General features: G+C 73.2%; 22 protein-coding genes. 4 read left to right on the forward strand and 18 right to left on the reverse strand.

Features of this window, described 5'->3' with window-relative positions; translation table 11 throughout:
- Positions 1–144: 144 nt before the first annotated feature.
- A complete protein-coding gene (locus tag I3F58_RS12665; RefSeq protein WP_240108451.1) occupies positions 145–1,689 on the forward strand; it encodes a PLP-dependent aminotransferase family protein in 1,545 nt (514 codons plus the stop codon).
- Here I3F58_RS12665 and I3F58_RS12670 read toward each other — a convergent pair.
- From I3F58_RS12670 to I3F58_RS12735, 14 genes are all read right to left on the reverse strand, one after another.
- Positions 1,610–3,094, reverse strand: a complete 1,485-nt coding sequence (locus I3F58_RS12670) for a UbiD family decarboxylase (RefSeq protein WP_240108452.1) — start codon at positions 3,092–3,094, stop codon at positions 1,610–1,612. The genes I3F58_RS12665 and I3F58_RS12670 overlap by 80 nt on opposite strands.
- A complete protein-coding gene (locus tag I3F58_RS12675; protein WP_240108453.1) occupies positions 3,091–3,783 on the reverse strand; it encodes a chorismate mutase in 693 nt (230 codons plus the stop codon). Before I3F58_RS12675 ends, I3F58_RS12670 begins: the two co-directional genes overlap by 4 nt.
- A gap of 41 nt (positions 3,784–3,824) precedes the next feature.
- Entirely contained in the window at positions 3,825–4,520 is a 696-nt protein-coding gene (locus I3F58_RS12680) for a flavodoxin family protein (protein WP_240108454.1), read from the reverse strand.
- A gap of 117 nt (positions 4,521–4,637) precedes the next feature.
- On the reverse strand, positions 4,638–5,942 hold the full coding sequence (locus I3F58_RS12685; protein WP_240108455.1) for a TrpB-like pyridoxal phosphate-dependent enzyme: 1,305 nt from the start codon (positions 5,940–5,942) through the stop codon (positions 4,638–4,640).
- A complete protein-coding gene (locus tag I3F58_RS12690; protein WP_240108456.1) occupies positions 5,939–7,228 on the reverse strand; it encodes an MFS transporter in 1,290 nt (429 codons plus the stop codon). Before I3F58_RS12690 ends, I3F58_RS12685 begins: the two co-directional genes overlap by 4 nt.
- A 12-nt stretch (positions 7,229–7,240) precedes the next feature.
- Positions 7,241–8,473 (reverse strand): ATP-grasp domain-containing protein, encoded by a 1,233-nt coding sequence (locus I3F58_RS12695; RefSeq protein WP_240108457.1) that lies wholly within the window; start codon positions 8,471–8,473, stop codon positions 7,241–7,243.
- A gap of 35 nt (positions 8,474–8,508) precedes the next feature.
- Positions 8,509–9,273, reverse strand: coding sequence for a B3/4 domain-containing protein (locus I3F58_RS12700; RefSeq protein WP_240108458.1), 765 nt, complete (start codon positions 9,271–9,273; stop codon positions 8,509–8,511).
- A 192-nt stretch (positions 9,274–9,465) separates the two neighbouring features.
- Positions 9,466–10,695 (reverse strand): MFS transporter, encoded by a 1,230-nt coding sequence (locus I3F58_RS12705; protein ID WP_240108459.1) that lies wholly within the window; start codon positions 10,693–10,695, stop codon positions 9,466–9,468.
- Positions 10,692–11,987, reverse strand: coding sequence for an amidohydrolase family protein (locus I3F58_RS12710; protein WP_240108460.1), 1,296 nt, complete (start codon positions 11,985–11,987; stop codon positions 10,692–10,694). Before I3F58_RS12710 ends, I3F58_RS12705 begins: the two co-directional genes overlap by 4 nt.
- 23 nt (positions 11,988–12,010) lie before the next feature.
- A complete protein-coding gene (locus I3F58_RS12715; RefSeq protein ID WP_240108461.1) occupies positions 12,011–12,640 on the reverse strand; it encodes a hypothetical protein in 630 nt (209 codons plus the stop codon).
- Positions 12,624–14,048 carry a phenylacetate--CoA ligase family protein gene (locus tag I3F58_RS12720; protein WP_240108462.1) on the reverse strand — a complete coding sequence of 475 codons (1,425 nt, stop codon included), beginning with the start codon at positions 14,046–14,048 and terminating at the stop codon, positions 12,624–12,626. Before I3F58_RS12720 ends, I3F58_RS12715 begins: the two co-directional genes overlap by 17 nt.
- Before the next feature lie 331 nt (positions 14,049–14,379).
- On the reverse strand, positions 14,380–15,093 hold the full coding sequence (locus tag I3F58_RS12725) for an SDR family NAD(P)-dependent oxidoreductase (RefSeq protein WP_240108463.1): 714 nt from the start codon (positions 15,091–15,093) through the stop codon (positions 14,380–14,382).
- Between the two features lie 39 nt (positions 15,094–15,132).
- Positions 15,133–15,738: an aminodeoxychorismate/anthranilate synthase component II gene (locus I3F58_RS12730; protein ID WP_240108464.1), complete on the reverse strand. Its 606-nt coding sequence runs from the start codon at positions 15,736–15,738 to the stop codon at positions 15,133–15,135.
- On the reverse strand, positions 15,735–17,318 hold the full coding sequence (locus tag I3F58_RS12735) for an anthranilate synthase component I family protein (protein WP_240108506.1): 1,584 nt from the start codon (positions 17,316–17,318) through the stop codon (positions 15,735–15,737). Before I3F58_RS12735 ends, I3F58_RS12730 begins: the two co-directional genes overlap by 4 nt.
- Positions 17,319–17,587: 269 nt before the next feature.
- Here I3F58_RS12735 and I3F58_RS12740 point away from each other — a divergent pair, with 269 nt between their 5' ends.
- Both I3F58_RS12740 and I3F58_RS12745 read left to right on the forward strand, forming a co-directional pair.
- Positions 17,588–19,006: a PLP-dependent aminotransferase family protein gene (locus tag I3F58_RS12740; RefSeq protein ID WP_240108465.1), complete on the forward strand. Its 1,419-nt coding sequence runs from the start codon at positions 17,588–17,590 to the stop codon at positions 19,004–19,006.
- Between the two features lie 73 nt (positions 19,007–19,079).
- On the forward strand, positions 19,080–20,237 hold the full coding sequence (locus I3F58_RS12745) for a type II CAAX prenyl endopeptidase Rce1 family protein (protein ID WP_240108466.1): 1,158 nt from the start codon (positions 19,080–19,082) through the stop codon (positions 20,235–20,237).
- 72 nt (positions 20,238–20,309) lie between these two features.
- On the opposite strand, the gene I3F58_RS12750 is transcribed toward I3F58_RS12745, so the two are convergent.
- The 4 genes from I3F58_RS12750 to I3F58_RS12765 are packed head-to-tail and all read right to left on the reverse strand — an operon-like array spanning position 20,310 to position 22,130.
- Positions 20,310–20,846, reverse strand: coding sequence for a MepB family protein (locus I3F58_RS12750; protein WP_240108467.1), 537 nt, complete (start codon positions 20,844–20,846; stop codon positions 20,310–20,312).
- Positions 20,847–20,891: 45 nt separating this feature from the next.
- On the reverse strand, positions 20,892–21,086 hold the full coding sequence (locus I3F58_RS12755) for a DUF397 domain-containing protein (protein WP_374207959.1): 195 nt from the start codon (positions 21,084–21,086) through the stop codon (positions 20,892–20,894).
- Positions 21,083–21,271, reverse strand: a complete 189-nt coding sequence (locus tag I3F58_RS12760; RefSeq protein WP_374207960.1) for a DUF397 domain-containing protein — start codon at positions 21,269–21,271, stop codon at positions 21,083–21,085. Before I3F58_RS12760 ends, I3F58_RS12755 begins: the two co-directional genes overlap by 4 nt.
- Positions 21,249–22,130 carry a helix-turn-helix transcriptional regulator gene (locus I3F58_RS12765; protein WP_240108469.1) on the reverse strand — a complete coding sequence of 294 codons (882 nt, stop codon included), beginning with the start codon at positions 22,128–22,130 and terminating at the stop codon, positions 21,249–21,251. Before I3F58_RS12765 ends, I3F58_RS12760 begins: the two co-directional genes overlap by 23 nt.
- Positions 22,131–22,245: 115 nt before the next feature.
- Here I3F58_RS12765 and I3F58_RS12770 point away from each other — a divergent pair, with 115 nt between their 5' ends.
- Positions 22,246–22,494, forward strand: coding sequence for a hypothetical protein (locus I3F58_RS12770; protein ID WP_240108470.1), 249 nt, complete (start codon positions 22,246–22,248; stop codon positions 22,492–22,494).
- Positions 22,495–22,564 lie beyond the last annotated feature (70 nt).

The following is a 22,564-nucleotide window of genomic DNA, read 5'->3' on the forward strand; positions in this document are numbered from 1 at the left end:
CCGCGAGCGGCGGCGCCCGTGCCCGGACGCCGGACGGGCCGGGGCCCGGACCCCGGAGGTCTCCTGGTCGGCGGAGCCCGGGTGGCCGGGGCCGAGCTCCGGTTCCGGAGAGGGGCGGGGCGGGGCATTCGCTACGATCCCGCCATGGGGGAGCGGGTCACCGCGGCGGCCGGGCTGCTGGTCCATCTGGACCGGGACAGCCCCGTACCGCTGCAGCAGCAGCTGTGCGACCAGGTCACCGGACTGGTCCGGGAGGGCCGCCTGCGCCCCGGGGACGGGGTCCCCGCCACCCGGGAGCTGGCCCGCCAGCTGAGCGTGTCCCGGACGGTCGTCCTCAGGGCGTACGAGCTGCTGCGAGCCCGCGGCGTCCTCACCGCGAGGCGCGGCTCGGGCACGGTCGTCGCCGGGCAGGCCCCCGCCGCGGACCCGCCGCCCGTCTCCCGGGCCCCGCTCGCGCCCCGCCCGCCGCGCCCCACCGACGACGGGCACCCCCTCTGGCAGCCCTGGGAGCCCCCGCCCATGCATCACCGCGGCGGCGCGCTCGACTTCCGGCACGGTACGCCCGCGCTGGCCGCGTTCCCGGTGGCCCGCTGGCGGCAGTCGCTGGCCGCCGCCTACGCCCGGGCCGACGCCACCGCCCTCGGCTACGGGCACGCGGAGGGCGCGCCCGCGCTGCGCGCCGAGATCGCCGCGCTCGTCCGGCAGAGCCGCGCGCTGGACGCCCCGCCCGACCGGATCGTCGTCACCACGGGCGCCACCCAGGCCATGGACATCCTCGTCCGGCTGCTGGTCCGCCCCGGGGACGTCGTGGTGATCGAGGACCCCAGCCACACCGTGCTGCGGCAGGTCTTCGGCTTCTCGGAGGCCGCCGTCGTGCCCGTGCCGGTGGACGAACAGGGGCTGCGGGTCGAGGACATCGACGCGTGCGTACGGGCCCGGGGGCACGACCCGGGCCGGGTGAGGCTGGTGTACGTGACGCCGTCGCACCAGTTCCCGACCGGCTGCGTCATGTCCGAGGCGCGCCGGTCGGCACTGGTGGACTGGGCGCACCGGCGGGGCGCGACGGTCCTGGAGGACGACTACCACAACGAGTTCACGTTCTCCGGGGAGCGTCTGCCCGCGCTGGCCTCCGGCCGCCACCGGGACGTCGTCGCGTACGTCGGCAGCTTCAGCAAGACCCTGTTCCCGGCCCTGCGCATCGGCTACGCGGTCCTGCCGCCGCACCTGGTCCACCCGTTCCTCGGCATCAAGTGGATCACCGACCGGCTGACCCCGACGATCGGCCAGGAGGCGCTCGCGGACTTCATCGCGTCCGGCGCGTACACCCGGCACATCAGCAGGATGACCCGCCTGTACCGGCAGCGCCGACGCCGCCTGCTGGAGGCGCTGTACGAGCACTTCGGCGCCGGGGTGCGGGTCTCGGGCGAGGCGGCGGGCCTGCACGTGCTGGTCACCCTGACCGGCGCCCGGCGCGCGCCCGAGCCGGAGATCGCCCGCCGCGCGGCGGCCCACGGAGTGCGGGTCTACCCCGCGTCCGGGTACTACGTGCAGGACCCGCCGCGCGAGCCGGCGTTCCTGATGGGCTACGCGGCGCTGCCGGTCGCCCGGATCACCGAGGGAGTGGCGCTGCTGGCGGCGGCGGTACGGGAGACGGAACGGAGTCCCGGACCGAACCGCCGTCGCCCGTGAACTCGACCCGCCGGAACCGCTCCCGCTGGGCGAACGGCACCGTGCAGTCGAACACCGCCTTCGCGGTGCGCCCGTCGGCCGAGACCGTCTTGGTGTACGCGGGGGTCTGCGTCGGGTCCAGGGGGAAGCCGTACCGGTCCGGCAGCACCACCACGTCCACGTCCGCCTGGAGCCGGGTCGTCATCGCCCACCACAGGTCCGTGTCCGACTCCAGGTCCACGTCCTCGTCCACCGCGACGACCAGCTTCGCCATCCGGAACTCCTCCAGGACCGTCTCGCACGCGTCCCGCACCAACGCGTCGTCCGCGGCGCAGCGTTTGGCGTGCCACTGGATCACCAGCATCAGCTGGCCGCCGCCCGCCGTGTGGCTGAGCGCCGCCTTCACCGGGGCGCCGAGCTGCCGCAGCCGGTCGATGACTGCGGCCTCCATGCCGAAGCCCAGCAGCACGGACTGCTCGTGACCGGGCCCGGAGACGGCCTGGAGGATCGCGCCCTCGCGGGCGGTGATCCCGGTGACCCTGATGACCGGCAGCCCGGGGTGTGCCCGGCCCTGGTAGCCGAGGAACTCGGGGGTCGACGCGGGCCCGTCCGGGTTCTCCGGGAGGATGTCGGCCAGCAGCTCGCCCTCCAGCACGTACTCGGCCTGCGGGACGCACTCCGCCTCGACCGTCCGGCACGGCGTCACTTCCACGGGCGCCCCGCCCAGAGCCCCTGCCACCGCCAGCTCGTCCAGCTCCGGCGGCACCAGCGAGGCCGGGCACGTCGAGGCGAGCAGCACGGCGGGCGGCAGGCCCAGGTGCACGGCGACCGGCAGCGGTTCGCCCCGCCGCCGCGCCGCCTGGTGTGCGCGCTCCAGGTCGCGGCCGGGCACCATCCAGATCGTCAGAAGGTCGGGCCCGCGCACGCACATGCGGTGCACGGACAGGTTCCGCACGCCGGTGTCCGGGTCGGTGGCCAGGACCGCGCCGAGCGTCAGATACGGCCCGGCGTCCTCGTCCGTGAGCACCGGGACCGGCAGCCTGGTCAGGTCCGGCGGGTACGAGGTGCGCGGCCATCTGGACGGGTCCGCCGCCGGCACCGGGGCCACCGGCGAGGCCACCGCGTCCAGCAGCCGCCAGGGCAGCTCCGCCGGGGTGAGCCCGAGCAGCGCGGCGGCCCGCTCTCGGGTGCCGTACAGGCCCATCAGCACCGCCCCCGCCTCGCCGGACTCGGTGGTGACCTGCTCGAACAGGACGGCGGGCCCGGGCCCGGTGGGCGGCGGGGCAGGTACCCCGGCCCACCGGGCGTACCGGGAGGAGACCCCGTACCGGGCGGGGACCTCCTCCCGCACCCGCACCAGGCCGCCGGGCATCGAGTCGAGCGCGGCGAGCGCGGTACGCAGGTCGGCGAGGTTCCGCCGGGTCACGCGCGTCCCCCGGGGGCGGCGCCCTCCCGGCGCTCCGCGAGCCGGTCCAGCTGGAGGCCGGTCAGCTCGTCGATGAGGGTGCGGTAGGTGGCCTCCGCGATGCCCGGCGGCATCCCGCGCTCCTCCGCGAGCGCGCGCACCCGGGCCACGACCTCCTCGACGCGGCCCTTGGAGCGGACGGCGACCTCGTCGTTCTTGTGCTCCGTCAGAGTGCGTACCACGTCGGTGCGTTCGGCGAGCAGGCTGACGATCCGGCCGTCCAGTACGTCGATGGAGCGCCGCAGCTCGCTGATCGCCGCGTCGCCGGTGGACGTGACGGGTGCGGGTACCCGGTCGACGACGTACACGACGGTGGGCTCGCCGTCGGCACCCTGCGAGCGGTGCCGCTCGTCGTCGGGGATGACGAAGCCCATGCCCGGACGGCAGGGCACCGACCGGTCGTCGAAGTGGATGGTGAACTCGCCCTGCAGCACGTAGCCCTGGTGGCCGCGCAGGCACCACTCGTGCTCGTCGAAGCCGGCGGGCAGCTCCATCAGCCGGACCCGCAGATCACCGGCGTAGGCGATCTTCACCCGCCCGTCGGCGCCGGGCTTGTGCCAGGCCTCCCACGGGATGCTGTCGAAGTCGATGCCCACGAGGACGGGCAGGGCCTGCTCCGGGGCGGCGGCGGGCTGGGCGGTCGTGGTCATGGGGTGTCTTACCTCCGGGAGGTTTCGGGGTCGCGAGAGGTTCACGAGGGGGTGGACGTGATCGGGGACTGCGCCGCGGGCATCCCGCGGCGGCGCCGGATCCGTTCGTTGAGGTCGAGCCGGGGCAGCGGCGGGCGGCCGGTGACCTCCTGGTGTGCCCTGAGCATCTCGGCCATGTCGACCATCCGGTGGACCATGCGCTCCAGCGCGTCCAGGCCCTCCGTGTCGTGCAGGCCCGGCTCCGGCGAGGTGTTGCGCATCAGGACCGGGAAGCCGCTGCCGACCAGGATCATGCGGTTGAGCAGCAGGTTGTTGACGAGCTGGTCGTGCACGGCCGAGTCGCTGTAGCGGCGGCCGGTGACGATGATCCCGCCGACCTTGTCGGCCAGCGGGCGCTCGAAGCGCAGATAGCCCACACCCGCGCGCTCGATGAAGATCTGCATCAGGTGGGCCAGGCCGAAGCCGTGCACGGGCACCGCGTAGATGATCCCGTCGGCCTGTTTCATCTTCTCGACGATGCCGGGCATGTCGTCCGGCAGCGCGCACGGGTTCAGGCGGTTGTTGCAGTCGCCGCAGGGGCTGCACGGCGAGATGCGGTGCTCACGCAGCCGGACGGCGTGGAACTCGGCGCCCCGTGACCGCACCAGCTCACCCGCGTGGTCGAGGGCCAGGTCGGTGTTGCCCCCGGCCCGTTCGGAACCGGATATACCGAGAATGACGGCACGTTCTTTTCGCACTGTGTCTCTCCCCCGTGATGGCACGGGCGGCGGGCGAGAACCGGGACGCCCGCCGCCCGTGGTCCCGATCGGTTCGGTCCAGGTCGGTTCGGTCCAGAACGGTCGGTCCCTGCGGGATCAGTCCTGGAGCTTGCCTGCGAAGTAGTCGATGTACGCCTGCATGTCGAAGTGGCCGTGTCCGGACAGGGTGAAGAGCACGGTCCGCTCCTCGCCCGCCTCCCGGGCCGCCAGCGCCTCGTCGATGGCGGCCCGCACCGCGTGCGTGGACTCGGGCGCCGGGACGATGCCCTCGTTGCGCGCGAAGGTCACGCCCGCCTCGAAGCACGCGGTCTGCGGTACGGCCCGCGCCTCCAGCAGGTCCGCCTCCTTCAGGGCGCTGACGATCGGCGCCATGCCGTGGTAGCGCAGCCCGCCCGCGTGGATGCTGGGCGGCCGGAAGTCGTGGCCGAGGGTGTGCATCTTGGTGAGCGGGGTGAGGCCCGCGGTGTCCCCGAAGTCATAGTCGTAGCTGCCCTTGGTCATGGACGGGCAGGACGACGGCTCAACGGCCACCGCCCGCACCGGCCGGCCGCCGCCCAGCTGCTCCCGCAGGAACGGGAGGGCCAGGCCGCCGAAGTTGGAGCCGCCGCCCGCGGCGCCGATCACCACGTCCGGGTAGTCCTCGGCCATCTCCATCTGGAGCAGGGCCTCCTGGCCGATGATCGTCTGGTGCATCAGCACATGGTTGAGGACCGACCCCAGGGCGTACTTCGCGGTGCCGCCGCTCTTCAGCGCCGCCTCCACCGCCTCCGAGATGGCCAGTCCCAGGCTGCCGGTGGAGTCCGGGTCCTCGGCCAGCGCGGCCCGGCCCGCCTCGGTCAGCTCGCTAGGGCTGGCGGTGACGCTGGCGCCGAAGGTCTCCATCAGGCCGCGCCGGTAGGGCTTCTGCTGGTAGCTGACCTTGACCATGTAGACCTCGCACTCGAGGCCGAAGTAGGAGCAGGCCAGGGCGAGGGAGCTGCCCCACTGCCCGGCGCCCGTCTCCGTGGTGAGCTTCCCGACGCCTGCCCGCTGGTTGTAGTAGGCCTGCGGGACGGCCGTGTTGGGCTTGTGGCTGCCGGCCGGGCTGACGCCCTCGTACTTGAAGTAGATCCGCGCCGGGGTGTCCAGCGCCTTCTCCAGCCGCCGCGCCCTGATCAGCGGGGCGGGCCGCCACTGCCGGTACACGTCCAGGACGGCACCGGGTATGTCGACGTCCGGGGCGGTGCTGAACTCCTGGGCGATCAGCTCGGCCGGGAACAGCGGCTCCAGGTCCGCTTCGGTGAGCGGCTCCTTGGTGCCGGGGTGCAGCATGGGCGGCAGCCCGGCGGGAAGGTCGGGGACCACGTTGTACCAGGTGGTGGGGATGCGGTCCTCGGGGAGCAGGAACTTCGTGTGCGTCATGTCTGCTTTCCGGTGGGTGATGCGGTGGTTGATGCCGTGTCCGACGGGTGCGTCGGCTCGGTGGCGGGCGCGGCGGCGGGGGAGTTCCTGACCCGCAGCAGCGCGAAGGCGGCGATGCCCACGAGGGGGCAGGCCAGCAGGGTGAAGAAGACCGGCCCGTGGCCCTGGAACTGCCAGAGGGTGCCGAGTCCCACGGGGACGACCAGGCGGGCGACGCCCAGCACGAACCCGTTGAGCGCCATGAGACTGCCGACGCGGCGCTTGTCGGCGTGGTCCGCGATGTAGGTGGGCACGACGACGGAGGCGATGATCTCTCCGAGCGTCCATACGACGGTGGACAGCAGGATCGCGGGCAGCGAGAAGAAGAACGCGATGGCCGCCATGCCGGCCGCCCAGAGCAGACCGGACACGACGAGCAGGGACTTCGTCCCGTACCGGGGGATCCGCTTCTCGGCGACGAGACCGAGGCCGACCACGACGACGCTGTTGATGGTGTAGACGACGCCGACGAGGCTCGCGGACTCGTCGAGGACGGTGGTGATGGCCAGCGGCAGGGTGTACTCGATGCCGATGAGGGGGGCGACGTAGAAGAAGGAGATCAGCACGAGCGCCAGCACATGCCCGTGCCCGGTCCACGCCTTCCCGGCCCCGGCCTCGGCGGGGCTCCGCGCCTGCCGCCCCGCGCCCTCGTCCTCACTCCCGCCCCGGCCCTCGCCCCGCGCTCGGTCCGCCGGGACCCACACCGCGATGAGCGCCGCGCACAGCAGCCCGGCGACGATGTTCCCGGCGAACATGACGTGGTACGAGTAGGCCGCGGCCACCCCGCCGAGCAGCGGCCCGATGCCCATGCCCAGGTTGTTGCCGATGTAGCTGACGGTGTACGCGAAGGGGCGCTGCTCGGGCGTCGTGAGGTCCGCGATCAGGGTGTTGGACGCCGGGCCGAACATGCCCATGCCGACCAGGGCGGCGAACAGCAGCGCCGTGTACGTCCACGGCGGCCCGTCCAGGGTGGCCAGGCCGAGATACCCGGCCGCGTTCAGCAGGAGCGCGGTCAGCAGCGCCGGGCGGCGGCCCCGCAGGTCGCACAGCGGGCCGCTGAGGAGACTGCCGACGAGCAGTCCCGTGCTGCCGACCGAGATCATCAGCCCAGCCTGGCCCGGGCTGAGGTCCTTGCCCCGCACCAGGTAGACGGTGAGCAGCGGGAAGACGAACATCCCGGCCCGGTTGACGAAGGCGGCGAGGAACAGCACCCGCAGCGCGAGCGGTAACTCCCTGAATCTCGTCATCCACACGGGCGTTCAGTCCCGCTCGGTCTCGACGCGGAAGGCGTCCCGGACGGTCTTGAACCGGGCCCGGACGTCCTCGAAGTCGGTGCCCTCGCAGACGTACCAGCCCAGGACGTCGTTCGACCGGGTGGGCGGGGCGAGCACGTCCCCGACCGACTTCCAGACGTCCGCGTCGAGCACGGAGTCGAGCGTCATCAGGTCCTCGCGGGTCGAGATCCCGGTGATCCGCCCGTACTTGTCGGAGCCGAGGTACTCGGTGCCGATCTCAGGACCGAGACGGGCGGCGGGCCGGTGGGACGGGTCCAGCTCCAGCCGGCACCACTCGCCCGCCAGGTTGATGCCGCGCCCGGCCTCGACGGCGGGCACGATCGACCCGCCACCGGCCCGCGCCCCGGCCTCCCCGAAGACCACCTCGCCGTCGTCCCGCAGGAAGAACTCCGCGTGCGAGACGCCCGTACGCATCCCGAAGCCGCGCAGCACGACGGCGTTCAGGTCCAGGATCCGCTGCTCGCGCTCCGAGATGCCGTGCTTCCGGGAGATCGTCCCGCCCGGCTCGTCGGCGTACTCCAGGACGGAGTAGGTGTACTGCGAGAGCTGTTCGAAGACGATCTCGCCGTTCTGCATCAGCGCGTCGACGTGGTACTCGGCGCCGCTGACGAACTCCTCGACGCGGTACTCGTGCCGGTCGTCGCCCATCTCCCGCCAGACCGCGTCCAGATGGCCGCGGTCGTCGACCCGGTAGGTGTCGCCGCAGGCCCAGCCCGCGTACGGCTTCACGACGACCGGGTACCCGACCTCCTCCGCGAACTCCGCCACGGCACCGACCGTGTCGGGCCGCACCGACCGGGCGACCCGGATGCCCAGTTCCTCGGCCCTGCGGTGCATGACGTTCTTGTCGCGGAAGTTGAGCGCCTCGTCCGGGGTGAGCCCCGGGATGCCGTGGTCGCGGCGGCAGCGGGCGGCGGGCAGGACGTCGCCTTCGAAGAGCGGGAAGATCCGCTCGATGCGGTGCTCCGCGACGATGTGGCCGACCGCGGCCCGCACGGAGGCCGCGTCCTCCAGGTCGGCGTGGTACCGGGGCAGTTCCGCGGCCTCGGGGGCCTCCCAGCCCTCGGGGAGCAGGACGACGGTGCGGACGCCGAGCCCGGCCGCGGCGTCGACGACGGCGCGGAACTGCGCGGTGTAGCGGCCGGCGGCGGGGCGGTAGACGACGAGGACGGAGCGGTGGTCTTGCGTCTGGTCCATGGGGATCTCCGGATCTCTGCGGGCTGGGGGCGTGGTCAGCGGACGGCCGTGGCCGCCGGCGCGGTGAACAGCTCGCCGGACGGCGCGGCGCGGTCCAGGACGAGGGGCTGCTCCCGCCGCCCGTCCGCCGTCGCACCGGACCCGGTCCCGTCCAGTACGTCCGCGAGCCGCGCCAGCGCCTCCTCCACCCCGGCGCGTCCGCCCTCGTGCACCGCCTCGACGGTCAGGAGCAGCCTGCGGCGCCCGCGGTCGGTCTTGATCACGTCGCTCTGCCGCCAGTTCCACCTCCGCGAGTGAGCCCGCCCCCGGCTGTCGGCGTAGACGACCTCACCGGGTTCCGGGTGCTCGGGGGCCTCGGGCGCGCCGAGCGGCAGATAGACCTCGCCGCCGTCGGCGGGCCGCACCGCCAGGGTGCCGTCGATGTCGCCCACGTCGCAGGAGGCGACGGGCAGCCGGACGGCGAGCGAGACGGCGTTGCAGAGGTCGACGAGGGCGTTGATACGGGGCAGCCGGTCGCCCTTGGCCACCCGCCGCAGCAGCGACTCGGCCGCGCAGGGGTAGCGGTTGGGGTTGACGTCGAAGGCCCGGTAGGTGTCCCGCCAGGCGGCCACCGTCGGCAGCGCGGCCACGTCGGCCTTGCCGAGCGCCCTCGCGTGCAGGGCGTCCTCCGCGTCGGTGAGCAGCGCCTCCACGGCGGGCTCGGCCCCCGCGACGTCGATCGCCGGTACGGCGATGAGGCCGAGGGCGTAGTGGGGGGCGCGCTCGTGGATCCGCGGGTCGACGGTGACCGTCAGGGGCATGGGAAGTCCTCGCGTACGGGGTGTTGGGGACGGGTGACGACCCGTCCGACGCTAGGGCGGCCGGGGCCGCCTGCTTGTGACCACTTCCGGCCGGTCGCGGGGAGCCACTTGGGCCCGTGTCCGGGCTGTGCCCGGCCCCCGCCGTCCCGCCGTGGGAGACCCCCTGCTCGAAGAGACCGGGGGAGCGCGCCCTCAGGCGCCGGGCGGGCTCGTGTTCCAGCCTGTCCGTGCGGTCGCCGCCGTAAGCAGCCCGCCCAGCAGGGCGACGCCCGCACCCACCGGCCCCAGGGCCTGCAGGGCCCCGCCGCCGCCGTGCGTGAGCATCTGGCCGCCTAGGAAGCCGCCCAGCGCGATGCCCGCGAACGTCGCGGACGAGTTCAGCGACAGCAGCAGCGGCCCGGAGCCCGGGTCCACCGAGAACAGCCGGTGCTGCTGCGGCGGCTGCGTGGCCATCGCGGTCACCCCCCACACCGCCATGGCCAGTCCCGCCCCCACCATGCCCTCCCGGGCGTACGGGAGGGACACCAGGACCAGGACCAGTCCGCCCAGCGCCGCCAGCAGCACCGGCACCGCGCCCGCCTTGTCCGTCGCCCGCCCGCCCAGCGCCGTACCGGCGACACCGGTCACGCCGAAGACCAGGAGCAGCAGGGACAGTCGCGTACCGTCCCCGCCCGTCGCGGGGGCGAGCACCGCCCCGATGTAGGTGAGGGCCAGATACCCGCCCGTCATGAACAGTAGGGTCGTCAGGACGGTCACCAGCACCCGCCGGTCCCGTGCCGGGGCGAGCCGCGCGGCAAGCCCGGGCGCGGCCGGCAGCCGCACCTGCGGCAGGCACAGCGCCACGGCTCCCGCACAGACCACGCCGAGTCCCGCCAGCAGCCAGAACGTCGCCTGCCAGCTCACCCCCGCCGCGAGCCAGGTCCCGAACGGCACCCCCGCCACGGTCGACGCCGACAGTCCGCCGAGGACCACCGCGAGCGCCCGCCCGCGCCGCTCGGGCGCGGCCAGGAACCCGGCCGTGGCGGAGGCCGCCGGAATGTACAGGGCGGCACTGGCGGCCGTGGCGACCCGGGCCGCGAGCAGCAGGCCCAGCGAGGGCGCGAGCGCCGATGCCAGGTTGCCGAGGGCGAAGCCGAGCAGCGAGATCAGCAGGACGGTACGGCGTTCGAGCCGCCCGGTGAGCGCCCCCAGCACCGGCGCGAGCACGGCGTAGGTGAGCGCGAAGACGGTGCTGACCCACCCGGCGGCGGCGATGCTCGTGCCCAGGTCACGGGCCACCTCCGGCAGAACCCCCGCGACCACGAAGGTGTCGGTGCCGATCGCGAAGGCCCCGACGGCGAGCACCGGCAGCACCCCGCCCCGCCCCGTGGGAGACGCTCCCGGGGCCGTCCCGGCGGCCGGAGCCGTACCGGCTGCGGTCATCGGACGCTCACCCCCTCGACCACGCCCGCCCGGTACGGCTCCGCGCTCCCCGCGACCGCCTCGCCACCGAGCAGCACCAGTTCGATCCCGCCGGGCCGGCTCAGGACACCGATGTCCTCGGCCGGGTCCCCGTCCGTGACCACGAGGTCCGCGAGCCGCCCCGCCTGCACGGTCCCGGCGTCGTCGCCGCGCCCGGCGAGCCGCGCACCGTTGGCGGTGGCCCAGGTCAGCACGGTCGGCGCCGGAATGCCCGCCATGGTGACGTACAGCTCCAGCTCTCGCGCGTACGTCCCGTGCGGGGTCCACGCGAAGCCGAAGTCGTCGCCCGCGACGACCGGGATCCCCATCTCGGCCATGAGCGGCAGGATCCGCAGCGTGTTGTCGATCTCGGCCTGGAACTCCAGGGTCTCCAGGTACTCCGGCGTCTTGCCGTGCCGGGTCCCGGTGGTCAGCAGCATGTGCGGCTGGTAGAGGCTCGGCACCACGAAGATGCCGCGCTCCGCGACGGCCTCCAGGGCCGCGTCGTCCGCGTAGGTGGCGTGGTCGATGACGTCCACCCCGGCGGCGATCGCGTTCCGGATCCCGCCCAGTCCCCGCGAGTGGGCCCGGATGCGCGCCCCGTGCTCGTGCGCGGTACGCGCGGCGACGACCAGCTCCTCTGCCGTGAAGAGGAGTTCATGGGAGCGCCCGTTGGGGAAGGTGTCGTCCCCCGACGAGAACACCTTGACGATCTCCGCGCCCTGGGCGATCTCCCCGGCGACGTACTCGGCCATCTCCTCGGGGGTGTCGGCCAGCCGCATCAGGTCCGTCGGAATCCGCTTCTTCACCTCCCCGTTCCGCCGCTCGGGCGGCCCCGACACCATCAGGTCGCGGCTGCACGGCGTGATCCTCGGGCCACGCAGCCGCCCCGCGTCGACGGCCTTGCGCAGCGCCATGTCGATGCCGGAGACGGAGCCCGCGCCGACGAAGCCGGTGTAGCCGAGGGACAGCAGCCGGGTCGTGTTCTCGGCGGCGGCCAGGGTGAGTTCGGGGACGGAGTACTTGAACAGCATCTCCCGCCCGTCGAGGACGTCGAGGTACGCGATGTGCGTGTGCCCGAGCGTCATCCCGGGCATGACGGTGCGTCCGCCGAGGTGGAGGACGTCCACCCCGGGGTCGTGCAGCGGGGCGAGGTCGACGGGCAGGACGGCCTCGATCCGCTCCCCGTCGATCAGCACACTGCGGTGCGGCAGCGAGGGCCTGCCCCGTCCTTCCTGGACGGTGGCGTCGTGCAGCAGGGTCTTGCGTGACATGAGGGAGGCTCCCGTGGTGTGTGTCAGGCGTCGGCGTGTCCGAAGAGCGTCCAGACGACCTCCGCGCCCGGGCGTGTGGCCACCCAGCGCAGCCGGTGGGCGCGGACGCCGGGGGCGTTGGTGACGGCCAGGTCGGCGCCGCCGCGCGCGAGGATCGCGGCGGCGTCCTGGGTGGACCCGGCGTCGACCCAGCGCACCGGCCGGTCACCCAGTCCGGCGGGCGCGACCTCGGCGTAGATGCGGCGCACCTCCCACATGGCGGCCACCGAGACGGGCCCGGTCCCCGGGGGCGGGCCGGGCTCGTCGTCCGCCCGGGCGGCGATCCCGTACTCCGGAGTGGCCTGGGCGAAGAACGCCCGCAGCCGCAGGCCGCCGTGCCAGTGGAACCTGGTCAGCCCCTGGTACGCACTGGGCACGAGGGCGAACTCCACCTTCCGCGAAACGAGTTCGCTGAGCACGGCGTCGAAGCTGGGCAGCAGCGCGAGGCGCAGCCCGTACCGCTCCGCGAGGGAGACTGCGGTGAGATGACTCGACGTGCCGGCGGGCCCCAGCGTCCCGAGCGAACACCCGGGCTGCTCGGCCCACTGCCGGGTCAGCTCGGTCCAGCGCGCCCGGTACTCCTCGGCGGGCGCGAGGTCAGCGGGTGTAGCCACGGTTCACCGCCATCTTCTGGGCCACCTTGGTCTCGTGGTCGGGCTCGGTACGCCGGTCGACGATCCGCGCGGCCTTCCAGCTGACGAACGCGCCCGTGCTGACGATCGGGTCGAGCCCGTCGCTCAGCTCGGCCCGCACGGGCACGCCCAGGTCGGCGGCGGCCCGGTCGCACACCCCGTCCGCGACGCCCGCGGGGTCGTCCACCAGGCCCTTGAGCAGTTCGAGCCGGACCGTGAGCCGGTCCTGTCCGTCCGCGTCCCGCTCGATCACGACCTGATACCCGGCGGCACCGGTCACGCCCGTCATCACGGCGGTCTCGATCTGGCCGGCCGTGAACCGACGCCCGCCCAGGTCGAGCCGGTCCAGGGTGCGTCCGACGATCCGCACCAGGTCGCCCGGCATCTCGCAGTCGCAGCCGGACGGCTCCTCGATCGCCACGACGTCGCCGGTGCGGTAGCGGACGAGCGGCTTGACCCCGTCCACCAGCATGGTGACGGTCAGCTCCCCGCTGCCCCGGGCCCCGTGGGACCTCCCGCTCTCCGGTTCCACCACCTCGATCAGGTAGTTGGTCTGGGACAGGTGCATCCGCTTGTTGCGGCAGGAGGTGGCGATCACGAACGCCTCCTGGGAGCCGTACAGGATGTTGTGCACGTCGGCGCCCCAGACTGCCTCCAGGTTCCGCGCCAGGGCCGGGGTGCACATCTCGCCGGTGACGAACAGCAGCCGGACCGCGAAGTCGCGGCGCAGGTCGTAGCCGAAGTGCTCGGCCGCCTTGGCGAGAGTGAGCGCGACGCCCGGGGTGCAGCAGATGACCTCCAGCTCCAGGTCCCGCATCAGCTGGAGGGCCTTCTGGAAGCCGATGACCGGGGAGTACGGCCAGATCTTGGCGTTCATGGAGCCGGTGTTGCGGGCCACGTCCCCCAGGGTGTCCCCGAAGGAGTGCACCTCGGTCGGTCCCATGAGCCCGATCCTCGGGGCGTGGTCCCCGAAGTGGTGCCGGAAGATCGACGCCCAGGACTCGGTGACGTGCGCGTTGCTCGCGACGACCTCCCGGCCGTCGCGCGGGCAGGGGGTGGCGGCGCCGGTGGTCCCGGTCGTCTCGTAGAAGAAGACCGCGTCGGCCAGCGGCCGGCTCAGGACGTCGAGCATCTCCCGGCGGAGGTCGGTCTTGGTGGTGAAGGGCAGCGCGGTCAGGTCGCCGGGCGTGACGGAGGCGAGGTCGACGTCCTTCAAGTGCCTCGCGTAGAAGGGTGATCCGCTGCCGACCTGCTCCAGGACGGTCCGCAGCTGACGCGACCGCCAGCCGTCGAGGGCCTCCGGGGTGATGGTGCGGTCGTAGAAGGCGCGGTGGACGTCCAGGTACCGCGCGGCGAACTCGGCCGCGGGGCCGTGCGTGGGCAGCCACATGGCGTGGCTCCTCTCGAAACTGGAAGGAAAGGGAATGGGGGGGAGACAGAGGGAGACAGGGGCGACAGGGGCGGGCCGGAACGGACGCGGGATCAGGCAGGGCGACGAAGCCCTTCCGGGCAGCCGGAACCCATCCGGCGACGCGGTCGTGCCCCGAGCGTCCGCCGTGGCCGGGGCTGCGCGGTGCGGCCCGGCCGGGGGTACGCCCTGCCCGAAGGGGTCGGAGGAGGGGCGAGAGAGCCTGGGGTGACGGCCCCTCACGCGGCGGAGACGCGGCCCGGCACGGCCGGGAGGGGACGGGACAGGGGAGAGGACGGGCGCGGCCGCACCCTCAGCCCAGCCCCCCGTTCACGTCCAGGACCGTCGCCGTGACATACCCGGCCCCCGGCCCCGCCAGGAACCGCACAGCCGCGGCGACCTCCCCGGCCTCCCCCAGCCGCCCCACGGGAACCCGCGCCGCGTAGTCGGCCCGCCGCTCCCGGGGAATCCGCGCGGCCATGGGCGTGTCGATCACCCCGGGCGCGACCGCGTTGACCCGGATGCCGTGCGCGGCCAGCGACCGCCCCAGTCCCCGCGTCAGCGTGATCACGGCCCCTTTGGACGCCCCGTAGGCGGCATCGGGACTCCCCGACTGCCCGCTGATGGAGGCCACGTTGACGACACTCCCGGGCCGCCCCGCCGCGATCAGGAGACGGGCGAAGGCCTGCGTACAGAAGAACGCGGAGGTCGCGTTGCTGTCGAAGACCCGCCGGTACGACTCCGCGTCGTAGTCGAGGAAGTCCCGCGCCTCGTACACCCCGGCGTTGTTGACGAGAACGTCCGGCACTCCGTACGTCTCCTCGATCCGCCGGAAGAGCCCGGCGACGGCGTCCGGATCACCGACGTCGGCGACCACTTCGCCATGGGCGCCAGGACCGGCGCCACCGCCCCGGATGTCGACGGCGATCACGCGGCACCCGTCCTCCGCGAGAGCAGCGGTGACGGCTCGGCCGATGCCTCCGGCGCCACCGGTCACGACGGCGAGCGCTCCGTTCAGCTCCTTCATGGTTGATCCCCCCGAGTAGTGACGAGCCCAGGTCGGGAGCTAGCCCACGGCCCCGGCCGCGGCCCGGCTCCCCGCCCCCGCGAGAAAGTTCTCGAACAGCCGGAGCCCGTCCTCCGTCATGACGCTCTCCGGATGGAACTGCACCCCCTCGACCGCGAGCGTCCGGTGCCGCAGCCCCATCACGTACGCGTCGTCGAGCGACGTGGCGGTCACCTCCAGCTCCGTCGGCACGGGCTCGGTGACGATCAGCGAGTGGTAGCGGGTCACGGTCAGCGGCTCCGCGGCACCCGCGAACAGCCCCCGCCCGTCGTGCCGTACGGGACTGGTCTTGCCGTGCATCAGGTTCCTGGCCACGGCGATCTCCGCCCCGTACGCCAGGCCGATGGCCTGGTGCCCGAGGCAGACGCCGAGCAACGGCACCCTTCCGGCGAAGGCGTGCACCAGCTCGACGTGCCCGGAGTCGGCGGGATGGCCGGGCCCGGGACCGAGCACCACGGCATCCGGCCGCGTCGCCACCAGCTGCTCGGGCGTCCGGGTACGCGAGCGCACCACCTCGGTCCGCGCCCCCAGGGTCAGCAGGTACTGATCGATGATGTGGCTGAAGCTGTCGTACGCGTCGACCAGCAGCACCTTCGGACCGCTCACGGCAGCAACTCCTCCCCGGTCAGCGCCCAGTAGGCGGCGCTCATCTTGGCCAGCGTCTCCCGCCACTCCCCGGCAGGCTCGGAGTCGGCCACCACACCCGCCGAGGCCTGGGTGGTGAAACGGCCGTGCCCGTCGTGGACGGCGGTGCGGATGCACAGGGCGAGCACGGCGTAGCCGCGTACGTCGACCAGGCCCAGGGCCCCCGCGTAGATGCCCCGGGGGTCGTCCTCGATGTCGTTGATGATCTCCATGGCCCGCACCTTCGGGGCGCCGGTCATGGTCCCGGCGGGGAAGGTCGCACGGATCGAGTCCCAGACGTCCGGCCCGTCGCCGCCGCGCCCGGACACGGTGCCGGACACGGTCGACACCAGATGGTGGACGTACGCGAAGGGCTCGACCTCCATCATCGTGTCGACCGACAGGGTGCCCGGCTCGCACACCCGCCCGATGTCGTTACGGCACAGGTCGACGAGCATCACGTGCTCGGCCTGCTCCTTGGCGCTGGCCCGCAGCTCGGCCACCCGCCGGGCGTCCTCCTCCGGATCGGCGGCGCGGGGCGTGGTCCCCGCGATCGGCCGCATGACGATCCGGCCGTCCTCGATGCGCAGGAACAGTTCGGGGCTGGCCCCGATCACCGTGTGCCCGGCCCAGGGGACCAGGTACATGTACGGGGAGGGGTTGCGGTGCCGCAGCCGGCGGTAGGCCTGGAACGGCGTCAGGTCGGACTCGACGTCGATGCGGTGACCGATCTGGATCTGGTAGCTGTCGCCCACCCCGATGTGGCGCAGGCAGCGCTCCACCCGCTCGGCGAAGGTCGCCTCGTCGACGTTGTCCCGCACGGACCGGGGCGCGGGCGCCGCGGGCGGCTCCGCCGGGCCGGGCTCCCCGGTCACCGCGGCTGCCAGGGCCTCGCCCGGCGGGCGCCCGGTGTCCGGCGGCAGCAGGTCACCGGAGGCGGCGAGATGCCGGACGGCGCCGCTGTCCAGGTCGTACCAGACGGTGTCGCGGAACAGCGCGAGCGTGCAGCGCGGCAGGTCCGACTCCCGCTGGGACTGGGGGAGTTCCTCGATGTCCCAGGCGGCTTCGTAGGCCAGCGTGGTGAGGAAGCCGAAGGCGAAGGTGGAGGCAGGCAGTTCGGTGTCGACACTGAAGGCGCCCTGCACCGTGCGCAGCATCCGCCAGGTGTCACGGACGCGCGGAGCCGCCCACACCCGTACGCCGCCGTCCTCGGCCGCCGGGGCGGAGCCCCCCGCCGCCTCGGTGACGAACCCGGCGAGGGCCTCGCCCAGCGGGCCGGGTGCGGTCAGCTCCACGCGGTCCGCGTAGAGCCGCAGTTCGGCCAGACGGCCCCAGCCGACGGCGGCGGAGTGCCGGTCCTGGGCGGGCCCGTCGAGGCTCTCGAAGAGGTACAGGTCGTCGTCGGCCCGCTCACGGGCGAGGGCTTCGTAGACCCGCACAGGATCGCTGGGCGGCAGTTCGACGGCATCGACCCGCACTCGGATCGAGCCGGGCTCGGCAGGCGGCTCCCCCACAGCCCCGGGCACCCCCGAGACGGAGAACTCCGCCATCACATCCGGCATCAAGGACACGGAACGAACCTTCCCGGCGCACCCGGCTCACGGCCGGGTCCCCCTCCCCCAGTGGGCGGGTCGGTGGCCCGCCGCACAACAGATCCACGTGGGGCCGTGCCGCTCCCTTGCGGCTCCCCCGGCCCTGACCGACCACGACGACCTACCCCCGTCAAGAGGCGCATCTGGTCGAATAGTTACGCGAATGTCCGTACGAAGTGACTTCATCAAACGGGGAAGTTCTTCGTCCATGCCACTTCGCCGGCCGAAAAGGAGACCACTTGTCCTGGCACCTCGCCCTCACTGTGGACCGCACGGCACGGCTGCCGCTGGCCGCGCAGATACGGGGCTCGCTGCGGAAGCTCATCGAGGACGGGACACTGCGTCCCGGCTCGCGCATCCCGTCGAGCAGGCAGCTCGCGAGCGACCTCGGCGTGGCCAGGAGCGTGGTGGTGGAGGCGTACGAACAGCTCGCCGCCGAGGGCTACCTGGTGACCCGGCGCGGCTCGGGAACCCGGGTCGCGCAGGGCACCCAGCCCTCGCCCGGCCCCGCGTCCTCCCTGCTCCCCGCCCCCGTGGACGTCCCCGCGGGCACCTGGGACCTGCGCACCGGCACCTCCGACACCGCGGCGTTCCCCCGGCAGGACTGGATCCGCTCGGTCACCGCTGTGCTGGCGGACGCGGGCCGCGCCGAGCTGGGCTACTCACCGCCCAGCGGGGTACCGCTGGCCCGGCACGTCCTGGTCGGCTATCTGGGCCGGGTGCGCGGGGTGCGCACCCGGCCGGAGAGCCTCATGATCACGGCGGGTTTCGCCCAGGGACTCGCGATGCTGTGCAAGGTGCTGCGGGAGCGCGGCCATGACGCGCTGGCCGTGGAGGACCCCGGGCACCCGGGCGAGTGGGAGTTCATCGCGGGCGCCGGGCTGCGCCCGGTGGGCATCCCGGTGGACGAGGACGGGATGCGGGTGGACCTGCTGCCGGAGAGCGGGGCCCGCGCGGTGCTCACGACGCCCGGCAACCAGTTCCCGACCGGTGTCCGGCTGAGCCCGGAGCGGAGGGAGCGGCTGGTGGCGTGGGCACGGGCCGTGGACGGCTATGTGGTGGAGGACGACTTCGACAGCGCGTACCTGAACCGCGCCGACCGGGTGCCCGCGTTGCAGAGCCTGGCGCCGGACCGGGTCGTGTACGCGGGCAGCGCGAGCAAGGTGCTGGCCCCGGCGCTGCGGCTGGGCTGGCTGGCGGCCCCGTCCGAACTGATGGCGTCGATCGAGTACGCGCGGGTGGGCTGGGACATCGGCTGCTCCGGGATCGAGCAGCTCGCGTTCGCGCACTTCATCTCGACGGGTGCGTACGAACGCCACCAGCGCAGGCTGCGCACGGAGTTCGGCCGCCGCCGGGAGACCGTCCGGGCCGAGGTGCCGGTCCACCTCCCGGGCGCCGAGGTCCTCGGCGGCGACAGCGGCCTCCAGGCGTACGTCCGTCTCCCGCCCGGCACCGACGAGGACGCCCTGGTCCGCAGCGCCCGCGGCCGCTCCGTGCTGGTACGCGGCGGCACCTTCTACACCCTCACCGACGACACCCTGGCCCCCCGGACCCGCCCGCCCGCGATCGTCCTCAGCTACGCGGGCACACCCCCGGACTCCCTCCGCGCGGCCCTGAGCACCCTGGGCGCGTGCTACCGCGAGGAGCAGGGCGGTTGAGCCCGCCGCACGCGAGGCTCCGTGCCGACCGGGCGGCGCACCCGGTCCGCCGTCACCTGCGATGCTTGCGGTCATGACAACCGCGTCCCCACCGCCCTCCGAGCTGCCCTACCACCGCATGGCCCGGGTCACGGACCGCCACAGCTGGTGGCGCCCGCCGCTCGGCACCCTGCTGGTGTTCGGCGGCTGGATCCCGGCCATGCTGGTCCTGGTCGTCGGCGCCGAGATAGCCGGCCTGCTGGCCGGCCTCCCGCAGCTGCCGGACGACGAAGGCACGGACTTCGGCCCGGTGGTGTCGACGGCACTGGACCTGCTGGTCATCGCGATCGCGCTGCCGCTGGTGCTGCTGGCAGTCCGGTGGGTGGGCGCCCGGCCCGCGGGCACGGTGTCGTCGGTCACGGGGCGGCTGCGGGTCGGCTGGCTGGGCCGGTGCCTGATGGCCGCGGCGGCGGTGCAGGCGCTGTCCACGACGGTCATGCTGCTGCTCCCGGCCGGCGAGACAGCCGAGGATGCCCCGGCCGACGTGTGGGTGGGCTGGGGCCCGTACGCGGCCTCGCTCACGATGCTGATCCTCCTGGTCCCGCTCCAGGCCGCGGCGGAGGAGTACGTGTGCCGGGGCTGGCTGTTCCAGGCGGTCGGCCAGTTCCTGCGCTCCCCGTGGCTGGCGACGCTCCCCCAGGCGCTGGTGTTCGCGGCACTGCACGGCTGGGGCACGGTGTGGGGCTTCGTCGACCTGCTGGTCTTCGGCGTGGTCGTCGGCATGCTGTCGGTCCGTACCGGCGGCCTGGAGGCGGCGATCTCGCTGCACGTGGTGAACAACCTGGTCGCGTTCGGCTTCACCGCGGCGTTCGTCGACGGCCTGCTGTCCGAGGAGACGGCGGCGGACATGCCGTGGGAGATGGCCGTCGTGGACATCGTGTCCATCCTGCTCTACGCCGCGCTCATCCTGTGGCTGACCCCGAGGGGCCCCCGCCCTCCGGAGCGCCTCTCCCCTCTGCCGGTCACTCCGGCGGCCCTCCCGACGCCCCCGTACCCGTACGCCCACGCCGCCCCGCCCGCGTACGGCCCCTACGGCGCGGTGCCGCCGCCCCACGGCCCGTACGGCGCGGTGCCGCCACCGCACGGCCCCTACGGCGCGGTGCCGCCACCGCACAGCGCCGTACCGCCCACGCCTGGAGGGACGCTACCGGCGGGGCAGGAGGGGCAGGAGGACGCCAGGTTGACGCGGTGACAGGGGCGTGGCTCCGAGGAGGCGAGAGGTCTCAGCCGTCGCACCTGCCTCCGCTGCCTCCACGCTCCGCAGCTACGGGTGGTAGAGGGCCTCGGCACGTGCCGTGTCGACGGCCCCGTCCTCCGCCGCGAGACGCAGGAAGTACCGCACCTGCCATGCCTGAGTGCTGCCCGCCTGACGACTCGCCGTGGTGACCCACGGCGGGTAGACCCGGAAGCCCCGCTTCCCACCGGAGCCGTTCCGGGACATGACGCCGCGCTCGCACAGCGCCTCCCGCGGGAACACGAACTGCCCGAAGTGCCCGCCGTCCCCGCTGTCGCGGCTGCTGACGACCACGAGGTCGATGCCGTCCCCGGCGTCGAAGGGCCGGATCGGTCCCGCCTCGGACCGCTGCCACACCGTCACGAACTGCCCGGCCTTCGCCGGCGTGGTCCTGGCGACGCGGAACCTGACCGCCAGCCCGTCGAGCGTGAACCCGTGCGCCGCGTACTCGGCGCCCTCCGGTTCGGGCACCGGCCGCGAGCAGGCGAACCCGCCGGGCCCGTACACGAGCGTCCACGCCGCCAGCAGGTCTTCGTGAAGCCCCGCCCAGGGCTGGTCAGCCGCCATGCGCCCCATGGTGCCACCACGCCACGCGGCAGGGCCCGGCTGCCGCTACCGCCGCCCCGTCTTCAGCGCCGCGACGAACGGCGCCCAGGCACGGGCCGTGACCGTGACCACCGAGCCACCCGGAACCTTGCTGTCCCGGACCGGGACAACGCCGGGGACATCGTCGGCAACCTCGACGCAATCGCCGCCGTCGCCGTTGCTGTAGCTGCTCTTACGCCAGCGAGGCGCGCCCGTTGTCACCGCCGCCCCGTCTTCAGCGCCGCGACGAACGGCGCCCAGGCACGGGCCGTGACGGTGACCACCGAGCCACCCGGGACCTTGCTGTCCCGGACCGGGACAACGTCGGGGACATCGTCAGCAACCTCGACGCAGTTGCCGCCGTCGCCGTTGCTGTAGCTGCTCTTACGCCAAAGGGCGCCCTTCAACCCATCGAGGTTGCTTGCCATTTCGGTAGTCCTCAGACGCTTGTTCGATCATGGCGAGGGACGCCTCCGGTGCCAACGCGGCAGCCCTGAGCCGATCGTATGCCCTGCGGTACCGCTTCACGAGGCCCGGGTCGTCCAGGATCTGGCCGTGATACGGGCCCTCCGTATAGACGAAGGGCGGCTCGTCGTCGAACTCCATGAACGTCAGCGACATCGCCGTGAAAGGATGCGTCGCCGCGTTCCACGGGAGGACTTGCAGAACAACCCGTCGCCGCTGCGCCAGGGTCGCGATGTGGTCCAACTGTGCGGCCATGTCCTCTGGAGCCACCAGTGGGTGCCACACCTGGGACTCATGGAAGATCACCCAGTACTCCGGCCTCTTGCAGTCGTCGAAGAGGCGGGCCCGCGCCAGCCGGTCACGGATCTTCGCCCCCACCTCCTCTTCGAGGTTCAGAGGATGCGTGGCGTGGATGATCGCCCGTGCATAGGTCGCGGTCTGGAGGAGTCCTGGGATTAGGGCGCAGGCCCACTCCTCGATCACCCGTGCCCGCGTCTCCGCCTCCGCGATCGGCGCGAAGTACGACGCGTGGGCGCCCTGTCTGGCCTTCCGCACGTCCTCGCAGCAACGCTCGAAGTAGCCGTCCGTCTTGAGGGCCTGGTCCACGTGGCGGGCCAGGTCCACCGGCATGCGGCGGTTGCCGCGTTCGATCTCGCTCAGGTACGTGACCCCGTAGAAGCTGCCCTCCACAAGCTGTGCCAGTGAAAGGCCTGCCTTCTCCCGCTGGAACCTCAACTCCTTTCCGTAGAAGCACGGAACGCTCCGCCACCCGTCGATGTCATACCGCTTCCCCTGCCCCATGGGTGACCGCCTTTCACACCTGGCGCCGTGTCGCCGAAACCCCTTTTCACGGTACGCCCCGTCACGCCACCGTGTGACCGGTTCGTCACTCAACGCACAGAAGGGATGAAGGCCCATGGACAAGGCCAAGGACACGGAACGGGAGCTGGACCGGGAGGCGGGCATCCTCGTCAACCAGCTCCGGATCACCCTCGGTTCGCTCGGTGTCAAGTTGCCTTCGCTCGGGCGGGACTTCGGGATGCCGCCGCTGATCGTGCTCGGGAACTGCAACCTCGCCACCGCCCGCGCACTGCTCGACGTGCTGCGGGAGGTCCCGGAGCGGCGGCCGGCGGGCCTCGGCGCGGTCGCGCGGGCCGCCGAGTAGGGCCGGCGCGTCATTCTGCGGCCGGGCCGGAACAGTCCGGCCGCAGACGCGACTCTGGTTGGATGACGGT

Source organism: Streptomyces sp. MUM 203J, from assembly GCF_022414595.1.
GTDB lineage: Bacteria > Actinomycetota > Actinomycetes > Streptomycetales > Streptomycetaceae > Streptomyces.

Excerpts from the sequence above, each read along its gene's own strand:
- I3F58_RS12725 (WP_240108463.1), bottom strand. The coding sequence starts at position 15,093 with ATGAAGGAGCTGAACGGAGCGCTCGCCGTCGTGACCGGTGGCGCCGGA.
- I3F58_RS12745 (WP_240108466.1), top strand. The coding sequence starts at position 19,080 with ATGACAACCGCGTCCCCACCGCCCTCCGAGCTGCCCTACCACCGCATG.
- I3F58_RS12720 (WP_240108462.1), bottom strand. The coding sequence starts at position 14,048 with ATGTGGCTGCCCACGCACGGCCCCGCGGCCGAGTTCGCCGCGCGGTAC.
- I3F58_RS12675 (WP_240108453.1), bottom strand. The coding sequence starts at position 3,783 with ATGACCACGACCGCCCAGCCCGCCGCCGCCCCGGAGCAGGCCCTGCCC.
- I3F58_RS12765 (WP_240108469.1), bottom strand. The coding sequence starts at position 22,130 with ATGGGGCAGGGGAAGCGGTATGACATCGACGGGTGGCGGAGCGTTCCG.
- I3F58_RS12695 (WP_240108457.1), bottom strand. The coding sequence starts at position 8,473 with ATGGACCAGACGCAAGACCACCGCTCCGTCCTCGTCGTCTACCGCCCC.
- I3F58_RS12685 (WP_240108455.1), bottom strand. The coding sequence starts at position 5,942 with ATGACGCACACGAAGTTCCTGCTCCCCGAGGACCGCATCCCCACCACC.
- I3F58_RS12705 (WP_240108459.1), bottom strand. The coding sequence starts at position 10,695 with ATGACCGCAGCCGGTACGGCTCCGGCCGCCGGGACGGCCCCGGGAGCG.
- I3F58_RS12770 (WP_240108470.1), top strand. The coding sequence starts at position 22,246 with ATGGACAAGGCCAAGGACACGGAACGGGAGCTGGACCGGGAGGCGGGC.
- I3F58_RS12665 (WP_240108451.1), top strand. The coding sequence starts at position 145 with ATGGGGGAGCGGGTCACCGCGGCGGCCGGGCTGCTGGTCCATCTGGAC.
- I3F58_RS12700 (WP_240108458.1), bottom strand. The coding sequence starts at position 9,273 with ATGCCCCTGACGGTCACCGTCGACCCGCGGATCCACGAGCGCGCCCCC.
- I3F58_RS12710 (WP_240108460.1), bottom strand. The coding sequence starts at position 11,987 with ATGTCACGCAAGACCCTGCTGCACGACGCCACCGTCCAGGAAGGACGG.
- I3F58_RS12750 (WP_240108467.1), bottom strand. The coding sequence starts at position 20,846 with ATGGCGGCTGACCAGCCCTGGGCGGGGCTTCACGAAGACCTGCTGGCG.
- I3F58_RS12690 (WP_240108456.1), bottom strand. The coding sequence starts at position 7,228 with ATGACGAGATTCAGGGAGTTACCGCTCGCGCTGCGGGTGCTGTTCCTC.
- I3F58_RS12735 (WP_240108506.1), bottom strand. The coding sequence starts at position 17,318 with ATGCCGGATGTGATGGCGGAGTTCTCCGTCTCGGGGGTGCCCGGGGCT.